Origin of the sequence: Chryseobacterium culicis, assembly GCF_900108365.1 — a bacterium.
GTDB classification, from domain to species: domain Bacteria; phylum Bacteroidota; class Bacteroidia; order Flavobacteriales; family Weeksellaceae; genus Chryseobacterium; species Chryseobacterium culicis.
Map to the genome: position 1 here is coordinate 1,014,000 of NZ_FNWQ01000001.1, position 14,653 is coordinate 1,028,652.

At 38.8% G+C, this 14,653-nt stretch carries 14 protein-coding genes; 8 read left to right on the plus strand and 6 right to left on the minus strand.

All coding sequences use genetic code 11. The features are described from left to right. Positions 1-111 precede the first annotated feature (111 nt). The 4 genes from BLW74_RS04575 (at position 112) to BLW74_RS04590 (ending at position 5,449) form a co-directional block, all read left to right on the plus strand. Positions 112-813 (plus strand): hypothetical protein, encoded by a 702-nt coding sequence (locus tag BLW74_RS04575; RefSeq protein WP_089690249.1) that lies wholly within the window; start codon positions 112-114, stop codon positions 811-813. 276 nt (positions 814-1,089) lie between these two features. After that, positions 1,090-1,977: an urea transporter gene (locus BLW74_RS04580; RefSeq protein WP_089690250.1), complete on the plus strand. Its 888-nt coding sequence runs from the start codon at positions 1,090-1,092 to the stop codon at positions 1,975-1,977. A 187-nt stretch (positions 1,978-2,164) separates the two neighbouring features. Then, positions 2,165-4,411, plus strand: coding sequence for a TonB-dependent receptor (locus BLW74_RS04585; RefSeq protein ID WP_089690251.1), 2,247 nt, complete (start codon positions 2,165-2,167; stop codon positions 4,409-4,411). A 147-nt stretch (positions 4,412-4,558) separates the two neighbouring features. Next, a complete protein-coding gene (locus BLW74_RS04590) occupies positions 4,559-5,449 on the plus strand; it encodes a helix-turn-helix domain-containing protein (RefSeq protein ID WP_089690252.1) in 891 nt (296 codons plus the stop codon). 98 nt (positions 5,450-5,547) lie between these two features. Here the strand turns inward: BLW74_RS04590 and BLW74_RS04595 are convergent, their stop codons facing one another. The 3 genes from BLW74_RS04595 to BLW74_RS04605 are packed head-to-tail and all read right to left on the minus strand — an operon-like array spanning position 5,548 to position 7,289. Next, positions 5,548-6,654 (minus strand): DNA topoisomerase IB, encoded by a 1,107-nt coding sequence (locus tag BLW74_RS04595; protein WP_089690676.1) that lies wholly within the window; start codon positions 6,652-6,654, stop codon positions 5,548-5,550. A gap of 8 nt (positions 6,655-6,662) precedes the next feature. Then, complete coding sequence (locus BLW74_RS04600) at positions 6,663-6,830, minus strand: phosphatidate cytidylyltransferase (RefSeq protein WP_089690253.1); 168 nt, start codon at positions 6,828-6,830, stop codon at positions 6,663-6,665. A 21-nt stretch (positions 6,831-6,851) separates the two neighbouring features. Then, on the minus strand, positions 6,852-7,289 hold the full coding sequence (locus BLW74_RS04605; protein ID WP_089690254.1) for a DUF6526 family protein: 438 nt from the start codon (positions 7,287-7,289) through the stop codon (positions 6,852-6,854). 215 nt (positions 7,290-7,504) lie between these two features. Between BLW74_RS04605 and BLW74_RS04610 the strand changes: the two genes are divergently transcribed. The 4 genes from BLW74_RS04610 to BLW74_RS04625 all read left to right on the plus strand — a co-directional run bounded on the left by BLW74_RS04610 (position 7,505) and on the right by BLW74_RS04625 (position 12,014). Continuing rightward, the gene (locus BLW74_RS04610; protein ID WP_089690255.1) at positions 7,505-9,274 is read left to right on the plus strand and encodes an aminopeptidase P family protein; all 1,770 of its coding nucleotides are present in this window, start codon (positions 7,505-7,507) and stop codon (positions 9,272-9,274) included. Positions 9,275-9,796: 522 nt separating this feature from the next. After that, the gene (locus BLW74_RS04615; RefSeq protein ID WP_089690678.1) at positions 9,797-10,363 is read left to right on the plus strand and encodes a Crp/Fnr family transcriptional regulator; all 567 of its coding nucleotides are present in this window, start codon (positions 9,797-9,799) and stop codon (positions 10,361-10,363) included. Between the two features lie 53 nt (positions 10,364-10,416). After that, on the plus strand, positions 10,417-11,439 hold the full coding sequence (locus BLW74_RS04620; RefSeq protein WP_089690256.1) for a saccharopine dehydrogenase family protein: 1,023 nt from the start codon (positions 10,417-10,419) through the stop codon (positions 11,437-11,439). After that, the gene (locus BLW74_RS04625; protein WP_089690257.1) at positions 11,436-12,014 is read left to right on the plus strand and encodes an NAD(P)H-dependent oxidoreductase; all 579 of its coding nucleotides are present in this window, start codon (positions 11,436-11,438) and stop codon (positions 12,012-12,014) included. Before BLW74_RS04620 ends, BLW74_RS04625 begins: the two co-directional genes overlap by 4 nt. 99 nt (positions 12,015-12,113) lie before the next feature. On the opposite strand, the gene BLW74_RS04630 is transcribed toward BLW74_RS04625, so the two are convergent. The 3 genes from BLW74_RS04630 to BLW74_RS04640 all read right to left on the minus strand — a co-directional run bounded on the left by BLW74_RS04630 (position 12,114) and on the right by BLW74_RS04640 (position 14,599). Then, positions 12,114-12,836 carry a siderophore-interacting protein gene (locus tag BLW74_RS04630; RefSeq protein WP_089690258.1) on the minus strand — a complete coding sequence of 241 codons (723 nt, stop codon included), beginning with the start codon at positions 12,834-12,836 and terminating at the stop codon, positions 12,114-12,116. 82 nt (positions 12,837-12,918) lie between these two features. Continuing rightward, positions 12,919-13,788, minus strand: a complete 870-nt coding sequence (locus BLW74_RS04635) for a helix-turn-helix domain-containing protein (protein WP_089690259.1) — start codon at positions 13,786-13,788, stop codon at positions 12,919-12,921. 175 nt (positions 13,789-13,963) lie between these two features. Next, a complete protein-coding gene (locus tag BLW74_RS04640; RefSeq protein WP_089690260.1) occupies positions 13,964-14,599 on the minus strand; it encodes a LysE family translocator in 636 nt (211 codons plus the stop codon). Positions 14,600-14,653 lie beyond the last annotated feature (54 nt).

The window sequence follows — 14,653 nt, forward strand, 5'->3', positions numbered from 1 at the left end:
CGATTGGCATATTCAATAGACGCGGGCTTTAGCCCGCGAAATAAAAATTAATCTTCCAGTGGCTTTAGCCAAAACTTAATAAAAAATCTGAAATAAGAGTATTAATAGAAAATGGACAGTACAGTTTGGGCGCTTCTTTTGAGTGCCGTTTCAATAAGTTTTATACATACAGCATCAGGGCCGGATCATTATCTGCCATTTATTGTGATCTCAAAATCCAAAAAATGGAGCGGAATGAAAACAGCCATATTAACCGTTGTCTGCGGATTCGGACATGTGTTCAGCTCCCTGATTTTAGGCTTTATCGGGGTTTTTCTTGGGTGGCAGCTGAACAAAATTTCATGGTTTCAGGATATCAGAGGAAATTTTTCAGGATGGGCACTGCTGATCTTTGGGGGAGTGTATCTTATATACGGACTCATTCAGGCGATCAGAAACAAACCGCATAAACATTTTGATGTAATGGGTGATGAGGTGTATGTGTACGAACATAATCACAGTGAAGCAGTAATGCCTCAAAAAAGAATAAGAGTGACTCCGCTTGTACTTTTCATGATTTTCGTGATGGGACCCAGTGAGCCGCTGATTCCACTATTATTTTATTCAGGTGTAAAACATTCCATGTCCGAAATTGCGGTACTGGTCACTTCGTTCACTATAACTACAGTACTTACAATGCTCGGAATGGTTCTGCTGGGACGTTACGGGTACTCAACATTATTCAATACAGAAAAACTGGAAAGATACATGGGCGCGGTAAGCGGAGCAGTAGTAACCGTTTGCGGAGTTGGAATGGTCTTTCTCGGATGGTAAATCGGTTTTGGGTTTCGGGATTTGAGTTGGAGAGTTGGAGGGTAAGAGAGTTTGAGAGTAGGAGGGTATGAGAGTTCAAAGGTTGAAGAAAAAAAAGGAGCTGAAAAATGATGAACTTTTAATCCCCTATTTTTTATCTTAATCTAATTCCCGCACCTTGCACCTCGAAGCCTCGCATCCTGAACCCTCTAACCCCGAAACTCGCAACCCGCATCTGGCAACAAAAAAATAACCAGCAACAAAACAACAACCCATTATTAATAAATTAAAAAAACAATGGACGAATTTTTCAAAAAATTACTCTTTCTGGATAATGTTTTAAAGGGAATCGGGCAGATTATGCTTCAGGAAAACAGATGGACCGGTCTTCTTTTTCTTATCGGAATTTTTATGGGAAGCTGGCAGTGCGGAGTAGCCGTTCTGCTTTCAACAGCAGCCGGCACTTTCACAGCAATGAAGCTGAATTATGACAGATCTGAAATCAATGCCGGGCTTTACGGTTTCAGTGCAGCTCTTGTAGGAGTAGCACTGGCATTTCTGTTTCAGACAACATTATTAATCTGGATTCTTATCATACTGGGTGGAGTATTAGCTGCTGTTATTCAGCATTTCTTTATCCAGAAGAAAATTCCGGTGTTTACTTTTCCTTTCATCCTAATTACCTGGGTGCTGGTATTTATGCTCCATCATTTTACCCATATTCCGCCTTCAGAAATGTTGAGCAGTGAAGTGGTTCCTTCGGAATACGACGACTTTCTTACCTGTACTAATGGTTTTGGAGAAGTGATATTTCAGGGGGGAATTCTTTCGGGCATTATTTTCTTCATTGCCGTTTTCATCAGCTCGCCGGTGGCCGCTTTATATGGATTGGCAGCCTCTATCCTCGGTGCGGGATTATCCCAGCTGAATGGAGAGCCTATTAAGGAAATTCATATGGGATTATTTGGTTTTAATGCCGTGCTTTCAGCTATTGTTTTTTCTGGAATTAAAAAAACTGATGGGCTGTGGGTACTCACTGCGGTTCTTATTACCATTGCCATTGATGATTTTTTAATAGACAATCATTGCCTGGATATCGTGGGAGGAGTATTTACTTTCCCATTTGTAGCCGGAACCTGGATTACACTTTTAATTCAGAAAGTATTGATGAAATCGAAAAGCTAAGAGGTTAGAGCGTAGGAGAGTTGGAAAGTTTGAGAGTGCAAGACTGTTTAAAGTTTATAGTTCAAGGTTTAAAGCTCTTTAGTAATAATTGACCATTCACTTGCGAAGCAAAATTCACTACTGACATTCCTCTCTCTCTAGTTTCTAACTTCAAAATACATATTAAATCAAACAATTCAATCAAACAATGAAAATAACAAAAATAGCAGCCGCTTTTCTGGTTATGGCCTTCAGTGGAAAAATGATGGCGCAGGAAACCGAAAAACAGTTGCTGATCAAAGATGCAGATGACAAATTTCCTATTGCGGATGTTTTGGTGAAATACGATCACGGAAACAGCCATACCCATACGGCAGCAGACGGTACATTTGCTGTTCCTTTACAATCTCTTCCTGATACTCTTGTAATCAGCCATCAGGGATATGATGAGGTAAGATGGGCCATAACCCCTGATGAAGATAAAAAGAAAGTTATTTTTTTACAGCACAAGCCTTTTCAGATTTCTGAAGTGGCAATTAATCACAGCACATTTTTATCAGCCATTACCAAGGTTGATCTGAACAAGTTTCCTGTAAGTTCAGCACAGGATCTTTTGAGAAAAGTTCCAGGATTGTTTATTGCGCAGCATGCAGGTGGCGGAAAGGCAGAACAGCTTTTTTTAAGAGGATTCGATGCCGATCACGGTACAGATGTAAGCGTAAATGTAGATGGAATGCCTGTGAACATTGTATCTCATGCACATGGTCAGGGATATTCTGACCTGCATTTCGTCATTCCTGAAACCGTCAATAACATAGATTTTGGAAAAGGCGCCTACTACATGGATCGGGGAGATTTTAATACCGCAGGATATGTAGATTTTCAAACTTATAACGGATTAAAAAACAGTATGATCAAACTGGAAGGAGGCTCTTTCAATTCAAAAAGAGTACTGGGAATGTTTAATATTCTGCATGATGATCTGGGAAGAAAAAATGCGTATATCGCTGCAGAATATAATTATACAGACGGCCCCTTTGATGTAAAACAGAATTTTAACAGGGTTAATATTTTTGGAAAATACAATCAATGGCTGACTGATAAAGATTATTTCAACATCCAGTTTTCTACATTTAATTCTTCATGGAATGCTTCAGGCCAGATTCCGGAGCGTGCCGTAGACGAAGGAATTATCGGAAGATGGGGAAGTATAGATCCTACGGAAGGAGGAAAAACTTCCAGAACAAACCTTCAGATGAACTTTAAGCACATAATTTCTCCTTCTGAACAGATTGATGCAATGGCTTTCTACTCAAAATACAACTTCAACCTGTATTCTGATTTTACTTTTAACCTAAAAGATAAAGAGCATGGCGACGAAATTCAGCAGACCGACGGAAGAAATATTTACGGAGCCGAAATTAAATATACAAAGACTTTTTCGTTCACCAACAGCTCTCTGAACTGGATCTCAGGAATCGGAGTACGAAATGATGATATCAATACCCTTCAGCTTAATCATGTGTATCACAGAGATCTTCTGCTGGAAAGGTTATCGGAGGTAACGGGAACGGAAACCAATCTTCATGCCTACTCAGGATTGATATGGAAAATTGGAAAATGGACCATCAATCCGGCTCTGCGCGTAGATCACTTTATCTTTAATATGCATAATCTGCTGGATGTGGAACAACTGCCGTCCGGACAGTCAAAAGAAGCAACCAGGCTGAGTCCAAAATTGAATTTCTCTTATGCTCAGAACGATAATGTGATGTGGTTTCTGAAAACAGGGATGGGCTTTCACTCCAATGACCTGAGAGTAGTGGTTCCCAATAAAAACGACAATACCCTGCCATACTCTATAGGTGCGGATTTCGGGGTAAGACTGCACCCGTTCAAATCTCTGATTATTACGCCTGCATTATGGTATATGGATCTTCAGCAGGAATTTGTTTACGTAGGAGATGATGCGGTGGTGGAGCCTTCCGGAAAATCAAGACGTTTCGGGGCTGATCTTGGAGTGCGTTTTCAGCCGTTGGAAAACTTTTATCTGAATGCCGACATCAATTATTCCCATGCAAGATTTACAGAAGAAGAAAAAGGGCAGGATTATGTTCCGCTGGCTCCGGTAATTACCAGTACAGGATCTGTTAACTGGGATTTCCTGAATGGCTTTTCTTTAGGACTTCAGTACAGATATCTCGGAGCAAGACCTGCTGTAGAGGATAACAGCATCAGAACCAAAGCATACTTTGTAAACGATCTTATGCTTTCCTATAACCGTCAGAAATGGGGAGCCAATATTCAGCTGAACAACCTGTTTAATGTAAAATGGAATGAAGCCCAGTTTGCAACAGAAACTCAATTAAAAGGAGAAGCTGAACCTGTTACAGACCTTACGTATACACCGGGCAGTCCTTTTGGAGTAAGAGTGGGAGTGTATTATAAGTTCTAAGTAAGAGGGTAAGAGAGTGAGAGTGTTTGAGAGTATAAGGGTTGGAGGATAAAGTGCGGGATTCGGACTTGGTGGCTATTCCTTCACTCTTTTGCCTTCTCTGCTTTAAAAATATTTTGTATAACTTTAAATCATCATAATAAGGATATGGAAGTACTATCCAATTTTCAATATAAAAAGCTTTTTCTTCCGAATATTACGGACAGAATATTAGCTAACAATGCTGATATACAGCTGTATCGGATAGAAAATTATCTTAAAGGCATTCTTATGCCGGTAATTCCTTACCGTACTACATTCAATTTTATTATTTTCGTTACCAATGGACATATCAGACAGTACCTCGAAAATAAAGAATACAATGCTGAAAAAGGAGGCGTAATCTTTATTAAACAAGGAACAATTACCGCAACCGTAGAACTTTCGGAAGATATTGAGGGGTTTTTCCTTGCCTATGAAAATAATATTCTTTCTGAACAGGAACTGCCGAAACATAAAAGCAGCATCTTTTTTATGACCCCTTTCCTGAATCTTGACAGTCTTACTTATGGTACCATCACACAGCTTCTTCCGATAATGGAGCAGGAACTTTGGCTCAATAATCTGAATATCAATGATGTAGTAGTGACCATGCTTCATCTGATCCTGATCAAAATGCTGAGCACAGACTCAGATACCCATCATAAATCTGCAACGCGGCCAATGGAGCTGTCGCTGCAGTTCCGGGATATTTTGTTCAAATATCATGTAGGAGAAAAGAGAGTAGCTTTTTACGCAGATAAGCTGTCTGTTACAGAAAGTTATCTGAATAAATGTGTAAAAGGTGTTACTCAGAAATCACCAAAACAATGGATCAATGAAATTGATATCAACTACAGCAAAGCACTGCTTCATTCCAGTAAAGATATTGCGGAAATTGCTTATGAACTGAATTTTCATACGGCATCGCATTTTACCCAGCTTTTCAAAAAAATTGCAGGAATTACGCCAAAGGAATACAGAACGCAGTTTTTGAATAACAGCAGGATTTCAGTGTAATGAGGCTGGAAGCGGTAGGTAAGATGCCGGAAGTAATGATGCAAAATTGGTCAGTAGATAGCTAAATCCTATCTCTCAGCTTTCATGCTTCCGTCTTCCTACATTCTCTCGTTTTCCAGAATCTTCAGCACCAGCTTTTCTTCTTTTGTAAGATCGGCTTTTCCGTCATTTTCTTCTATAACTTCCAGCTCATCAATGTATTTTTTGATGGTATTGTTCTCGTAAAGATTAATGACTAAAGGGTGAACATAATATTTTCTGCACACAGCGGTAGTGTTCCCTAAATTCTGTGCCACAATATCCAGCGCTTCTTTCACTTTCTTTTTACTTTGGGTATCATTTTCTGCATACCCTATTTCTTTAAAAGCAATCAGAGCTCCCACGGTTCCGGACCACGTTCTGAAATCCTTTGCCGTAAAATCTTCACCGCTTATTTCTTTAATGTAATCATTCACCATTCCGGAGTCTATAGAATGTCGGTTTCCTTCGTCATCAAGATATTGGAAAAGCTCTTTTCCCGGAATATCCTTACATTTCTGAACCAGTCTGGCCAGTCTCCTGCTTCGAAGATCTACGTGATGCATCACCCCCTTTTTGCCCTTGAAAGTGAACGTTATTTTCTGCCCGTTTACCTTTACATGTTTACCTTTCAAAGTGGTTAATCCAAAAGAGCCGTACAGTTTTTCGTAAATACTGTTACCGATACGGATGTTGGTCCTTTGCATCAGGCTTACAATTAAGGCAAGAATCTTCCGCTTTTCAAAATTTCTCAAAGCAAGGTCCTGTTCTATATGCAGACGCATTTCCGGTAGCGCATACCCGAACTGAAGCATTCTGTAAAATTTAGTATGATTTCTTAACGCTGTCCATAGAGGATGATAGCGGTACTGTTTTCTTTGTTTTACATCAAAGCCTGTTGCCTGAAGATGTCCGTTTTCTAAAGCACAGATCCAGACATTTTCCCATGCAGGAGGAAGTACCAGTTTGTTTATTCTTGTAATTTCTTCTTTATCCTTTATTTTTTCACCGTCTTTATAGTAAGAATATCTCTTTCCCGTTTTCTTACGGGTAATTCCGGTGGTTTCTGCATCGGTGGTATATACAAGATGTACCGCCTTTGCAGAAGCTTCCGGGTCCTTCATTATTTTAACAATTTTTGAAGGCTTAAGATGAGAAATAATCTCTAAATCTGTATTCTTCTCCATAAGCATGGTTAAGAGTTTTTACCCTTCGAAAAAATCAGTAAAAGAATTCCTACGATCACACAGACTACGATAATTCCCCACCACATCCCTGCTTTAAAAACTGTTTCTACTGCTTCACAACTGGTTAGAAATAATAAACTTACTATTGCAATACTGTAAAAGCTCCACTTTTTCATAGGTATGTATTTTTGTTGGTGTTAGACTCTGAGGCGGTCAGCTCTCCAATTTTTTATAGACCTTTTAATTTCATCTCCTGAGATGTTTTCATGCAGTGCTCTATACAGAAGCTCTTTGAATTCATCATCATAGGTAAATCTCAATGCGGCAATCTGATCAAATTTCAGTTTTTCAGCAACTTCATCAGATCTCTTATTAAAAATCTCAAAATAACGCTGCTTAAATTCCAGAATTACCATCCGGTTTTGAAGTCCCAGCGCATAATGCTGCCGCATCATTAATGCCAGGTAGAAAAGCAAAAAAATTACAAGAGAAAAAAGTATCCAGACCAGCTTATTTCCCGGATCTTCCCAGACTTTGTACATACCGAAAATCTCCAGTATGATAAGCAAAGGAAGATAGACAAAATGATGAGGCGGATAAAATTTTCTGTGGTTATTGTAGTTTTGCTGTTTCATGAAGTAAAATGTAGCAATAATCTTTCCAAAAATTTATTATTTTAATAATGTGGTAGTTTTTTATACTATCAAATAGTGTATTTTGTGAAATATGTTTATTTGTCTGGCTTTTGAAAGAGCCATTTAAAAATAACGCAGATAAAGCAAAATAGGCAGTAGATTTAGGCTTCAGACATCAAAATTTTTGTAACTTTCGGTGGTTAAAAATTAAAAGAATGACTTCAAAGGAAAAAGTTGCTGCGCTTCGTGAAGAAATGCAGAAAAATAATGTTGATGCATTTATTGTATATTCTGCAGATCCCCATATGAGCGAATACCTTCCTGAAGAATGGCAGGAAAGAGCTTGGCTGTCTGGTTTCTTAGGATCTGCCGGTTTTGTGGTAGTTACAAAAGATAAAGCCGGGCTTTGGACAGACGGAAGATATTTTACTCAGGCCGCTATTGAACTGGATGGTTCCGGAATTGATCTTTTTAAAGACGGAATGGAAGGAACCCCTAATTATATTGACTGGATTATTTCAGAAATTCCTGAAGGCGGTAAAGTGGCGGTAAATGCTGTTGCAGCTTCTCATGCCAACTGGGAACTGCTTTCTCAAAAATTCAGTGCCAAAAATATTGTGCTTGCAGATATTCCGCTTTTAAAAGAAGTCTGGAAAGACAGAGGAACCCCGTCTGCTCACCCTATATTTGTACATCCGGTAGAAAGGGCAGGGAAATCTGTCTCTGATAAAATTGCTGCAATCCGTCAGAAAATGGAAGAGCAGGAAGCTACCGTACATATTATATCAAGTCTGGATGATGTAGCATGGACCCTGAACCTGAGAGGAAGTGATGTAGAAAGCAATCCGGTATTTTTAGGATACATTGTCATTACTAAAAATGATGCGGTTCTCTTCACAGGATTAGAAAAAATGGAAGTGGCCGCAAGAAAACAAATGGATGATGCCTTTGTAAAAATGATGCCTTATGAAGAATTCAACAGCTACCTGAAGACCTTCAAAAACGAAAAAGTACTTGTTTCTCCAAACAGCAATCAACAGATTTTTGAAACATTAAAAACAGATAACCAGTTTATTAAAGCTCCTGTTCCGGGCAACCTGATGAAGGCCCAGAAAAATGAAGCTGAGCTGGAAGGTTTCAGAACCGTAATGGTAAGAGATGGGGTTGCGATGGTAAAATTCCTTTACTGGTTAACGCACAATGCAGGTAAAGAAGCCATGAATGAATATTCTATCGGACAAAAACTGAGAGGTTTCCGTGCAGAAGGTGAGAACTTTGTAGGAGAAAGCTTCGGATCTATCGTAGGTTATAAAGATAACGGAGCCATTATGCACTATTCTGCCAAAAAGGAAGGGAGCAGGGAAGTGACCAACGAAGACACAATCCTTGTAGATTCAGGAGGCCAGTACCTTGAAGGAACTACAGATATTACAAGAACTTTTGCGCTGGGTACACCATCGGAAGACTTCAAAAGAAACTCAACACTGGTATTGCAGGGATTAATCCGTTTATCAATGGTAAAATTCCCGAAAGGAACAAAAGGAGTACATCTTGATGCTATCGCAAGACTTCCGCTTTGGATGGAGGGCAAAGATTTCAACCACGGAACCGGACATGGTGTGGGAAGCTTTATGAATGTACACGAAGGTCCGCAAAATATCAGAAAAGACCTGAACCCTCAGGAACTTCTTCCGGGAATGGTTTGTTCAAATGAACCGGGATATTACCTGGAAGGTCATTATGGAATTCGTCATGAAAACCTTATTGCCGTAAAAGAAGCAGAAAAAACAATCCACGGCACATTCTACGAATTTGAAACACTCACATTCTGTCCATTCTTCAAAGATACGGTGGTGAAAGAAATTCTTTCAGAAAACGAAATCGAATGGCTGAACAGTTATCACAAAACATGTGAAGAAAAGCTTGGTCCCTACCTGGAAGGAGAAGTTAAAGAGTGGTTCCTGAAATTGGTAAGCCCTCTCTGATAACAAAAGAAGCAGGATGAAAACTGCTTTGTATCCTGATCTTTAAAGCGAAACAAAAGAATTGTTAGATAAAACCAAAGTCCTGTAAGGTATTTCCTGCAGGGCTTTTCTTTTTGTGCAACCGTATTTTTACGGATATAATTACAGTGATAACCCTGAAGCATAAAAAATAAGATTGATCTATCTTTGTTACAACAAAACATCATTCATATCTTCATAAATAACTCAAGTAAATTCAAAACGGTAGATCATCTCGTCCTGAGATGATTTTTTTTGTTTTCAATTGAAATTTCTTAAAAAAAGCGCTACCCAAAATCAAATAATTGTTTTTGTCACTGACGACTTCGAATCTTCGATTTCTGACGAGTACACATCCCCTTACAAAGAATCAAAGAAGTTGATTCCGTCTCTGCTTTCGTAATTAAAATTTCACAAAAATGGAAACTTTGCGTTTATAAAGAAGATAGCCTCTATTTTTTTATCTATTTTCGTGGTTTTATAGAAAGCCTTTATTAAAAAATGATGATACAAGACTATTTTCGTAGCTTTAATCTGTTTTCAGAAGAGGAAATAGAAGCGTTTTTACAGCTTTTCGAAATCAGAAAGCTGAATAAAAATGAATATTTCGTACAGGAAGGTGAGCGCTGCAGAGAAGTCGCATTTATCAGCGCCGGGATTTTCCGTTCTTTTTATACTTCCGATACCGGAAAAGATATGACCTATTGTTTCAAGTTTCCGAATACAATGATTGCGGCCTATTCATCATTCATTTCAGGATGTGTTAGTAAAGAAAGCATCCAGGCGATCACTGATGTAGAACTGCTGATCCTCAAAAAAGAAAAAATGGATATCCTCGTTCAGGATGCTTTGAACTGGACACAATTCTTAAAAATTATTGCCGAACAGGAATATCTTGAACTTGAAAACAGATTTTTTCAGCTTCAAAGGGACACTGCTGCACAAAGATACGCTGCGCTTATCAGAAATTATCCGGATTATATTCAGAAGATTCCTCTGCAGTATCTATCATCTTATCTGGGCATCACGCAGCGTCACCTGAGCCGTATAAGAAAGGAAGTTTCTTTTTAGACATTTGTCCTGTTTATTGAGATAGGAGCGCTCTACTTTTGTCAAAAAAAGTTATGGAGCAAAATATTTTAATTATCGGAGGAAACGGATTGGTGGGAAAAACAATTTCCCGTATCCTTACATCAAGAAATCCCCATCTCAGTGTTTTTATTGGAGGGAGGAAAGGAGGAAAAACGGATAAGCACCTAAAGATTGATGTAACCGATCCTTCTTCTTTTACAATTATTTCTGACAGAAAAATACACCTCATCATTCTTTCTGTGAATGATAAAGAGGATAATGTCCTTCGTTATGCTATTGATCATCAGATCGATTATCTGGATATTACAAAACCAACTCCGGCTTTAGTGAAAGCCTATGGTATTGCTGCAAAATCAAAAATAAACAGCAGAATTGTCTTCAGTTCCGGTTGGATGGGCGGGATCGTTCCGGGATTGGTTAATACATTATCAGATTCTGGTGATATCAGTGAAGTGAAACTGTTTGTCTACTATTCCGTGAAAGATCAGGCAGGAGAAAGCTCAGCTCATTTTATGGCTGAAAATGTGGCGGTGCCTTTTGTTCATTATCAGAATGACAAGCCTGTTTCTATCCGACATTTCCTGGATACGGAATCTTTTAATTTTTCGTACGGAATAGGAAAGAGAAGTGCTTATAATTTTGATGTGCCGGATCTCTATATTCTCAACAAGATAGAAAGGATTTCCGATGTAAGTGTGAAGATGACGTACAATTCCAAATTCATTACCTGGCTGCTGGGAACATTTCAATACCTGAGAATATACAGTATTTTGTCATTAAAGGAAAGAAAAATGATTTTTGGTTCCAGTGGAAACGGTGATCAGGCGGTCTTTGAAATTGTTGTTGATGATCAGTCCGGACAAAAGAAATTAAGCCTTCAAAGCTTAAAAGGACAGGCTGAACTCACTGCCCTTTCTGCAGTTCTGCACACCGAGGAACTCTTGAGAAATCCTCATAAAAATAAGGTGTATTTCAGCCATCAGCTGCACGAGCCTTTATCTTTAATGGCACAGCTTAATGCCTATGATTCTATTAATATCAAAGTAAAACAATGAAAAAAATAGCCATTATCAACGGGCATCCCAACCCATACTCCTTCAATTTCGGATTGGCAGAAGCTTACAGATCGGGCGCACTGGAAGCAGGGGCAGAAGTAAAAGAGATCGTGATAAGGGATTTGAACTTCAACCCAAATTTACAGTTTGGTTATCAAAAAAGAATGGAACTTGAGCCGGATTTGATGAAAGCCTGGGAAATTATTCAGTGGGCAGAACATCTGGTTTGGGTATATCCCGTTTGGTGGGGGGGATTTCCTGCTGTAATGAAAGGATTCATAGATCGTCTTTTTTTGCCGGGAATGGCTTATAAATACCGTGAAAATTCTGTATGGTGGGATCAGCTTTTAAAAGGGAAAACCGCCCATATGATTACCACATTAGATCAGCCGGGCTGGTATTACCGCCTGTTTTTTGGAAGACCCAGTGTAAACCAGCTCAGAAAATCCATTCTGGAATACTGTGGTGTGAAACCCGTTAAACAGACGTATATCGGGATAATAAGAAATTCTAGCGATGAAAAGAGAGCCTATTGGCTAAAAAACGTTAAGGAATCAGGAAAGAAATTGAAATAAATTAGTACATAAAGTAATGATAACTTTATCCGGTAATACTCATTTGTATTATCAGATAAAGTTTCATTATCCAGCTGAAAGAACTTGTAATCTTCCATTTTACAGCCCTTTTTTACCCTCAATCCAATACGCCTGGGATTTTATACATTTTGAAGAAACCCCTCTCGCTTTAAGGAATTTCCGGATTAAAGACATTCTTTCACCGTTTCCGGTAAGATAAAAAGCAACTTCATCATCAGAAATAGTTTCTTTTTCTTCTCTCAGAAAATCGTTCAGAGCCTCAATCATTCTCATGGTATTGTTTTTAGGGCTGTGATATCCGTATAAATTCAGTTTTTCCAACGCGGAACATTCATCCAGTTCGTGAAGACAAATGAAAACAGATCCGGATTCCTCTACAGCTTCTTTAATGGAAATAGAACTTCCCAGTGAAGTTTCATCACCTACAGAAAAATGAATTCTGGCATCAGGAGCAAAGAAGTGTTTTCCTCTCGGCATTAAAAGTTTGATAGAATCACCCTGATTCAATTGGGCTACAAACTGACTTCCCGCAGCAGACGGGTTATGCAGATGAAATAAAACATCAAAAGTTCCGGCTTCCCTGTTGAAGTTGAAAGGAGAATAGTTGCGGAAATCGCGGTCATTGATTCTTATTCCTATGGCATATGCGGGTTCATACGGAACATCCTGTAAATCCGTTTCAAAGCGGATACGGCAAAGATCATCCGTGATTTTTTCTATATGGCTGACGGTACATTCTTTAAATTTTGAGGACCAGACATTTTCTACAGTGTCATTGATCCATTTTGGTAGGCTTGGCATAAATCATTTTTATTGCAAAGGACGTTGCAAAATCAGAAAATACCGATAGCGGTTTCGGGGAATTAATTGGACTATTCGTGGTTCACGCCTGTTGATGCAGATTCCGGAATTCTGATGGGGAGAGCTCTTCCAGTTTAGAAAATAAACGGCTGAAATAAGTATGGTCACTATACCCCAGCTCGTAAGCCACTTCTTTTACACTCAGATTGGTGAAGACCAGTAATCTTTTGGCTTCTATTAAAATTTCCTGATGAATCCAGTGCTGTGCAGGTTTTCCGGTAATTTCGCGAACCGTTTCCGTTAAATATCCTCTGGTGATATGTAACACTTCTGCATATTCTGATGGACTTTTCATGGTTTTGAAATTTTTCCGGACTAAAATCCTGAATGCTCTGGATAATTGTAAAGCACGGCTTTCTCCTGAAGCGGGAGAAATCGTATTCTGAGAATACGTCAGAGCAAACATTCCGAGAAAGGCATTAAGCAGTGACTGAACAACCAGAAATCCTTCTTTTGTGGAAAGCATTTCATTCGTGTACGAAGCATGAAGCATATCAGCTGTCGTACTGATCTTCTTGATAAGTTTTTTACTCAGGGAAAGCGGCAGTATTTCGCCGAGGGATTCATCAAAAAAAGAACGTATTATGTCCGGAACAAGCTCTGCTTTTACAGCAACAAACCAACCGCATACCTCTTTCATTAAAATCCCCTGATGTACCTGACCCGGCAATACACAGAAAATAGTGGAATCTCTGCTTTCAACTGTTTTAAAATCTACCATCATTCTTACATGGCCGCTTTCCATACAGGTAAAAATGTAATGACTGTCTCTGTGTATTCCTTTATCCATAAGAATATCCTGAGCATTATAGGTACGCTGATCCATCCTTTTAATATGGAATTTGTGATGCGTAATGCCGTTTAAATCATACGTGGGAATGGTCTGTTTCATGGGTAAACCTGTTGTGATGAGGATAATACGTAATGGTAAAATTACGTATTTCTACGGTTTCGCGACCCAAAGATTAATCTCAAATTTGCGAAACATATCATAAACGGTCCCCTTACATTACGTTTTTATATGAATATACATCAGAATCCGGAACAGAAAGAAGCCTGTTCCGGATTTATTTTGCTTTTGAAAATGCCATTTTTATAGCTAAATAAGTTAATACACTGGCCATAAACCATTTCTGAACTTTTATCCATACCGGATTATTGGCAAAGAACAAGGCAACTCTTGAAGCTGTGAGCACAATAGCAAAGTTGATGCTGAAGCTTATCAGTACCTGAATAACTCCGAGTTCAAGGCTTTGTGTGAACACAGAACCGTACTCCGGCTTAATGAACTGAGGAAAGAATGACAGGTAAAAAACGGCCACTTTCGGATTTAATACGTTCGTTAGAAAACCAATAGTGAAAAGCTTTTTGGGACTGTCATGGGCAACATTTTTATCAACATCAAAAATATTTCTGCTCTTTGGTTTTATGGCCTGGTAAGCCAGATAGAGAAGATAAACGGTTCCCAGTGTTTTAAGAACAGTATAAGCAATTGGAACCGCCAGTAAAACAGCCGTAAGACCAAAAGAAACCATAATGATATGAAATAAAAACCCACACACGACTCCGGCTAACGAGATAAAACCAGACTTTTTTCCCTGTGTTATAGACTTTGAGATCAGATAAATCATATTAGGGCCGGGACTGATGACTAAAATAAGTGCGGCTATGATGAAAAATATAAGCTCTTGAAATGGAATCATTTATGAGTGTTATTATTGTTCTGCGCAAATATAGGAAATTTGCAGCCTGATCTG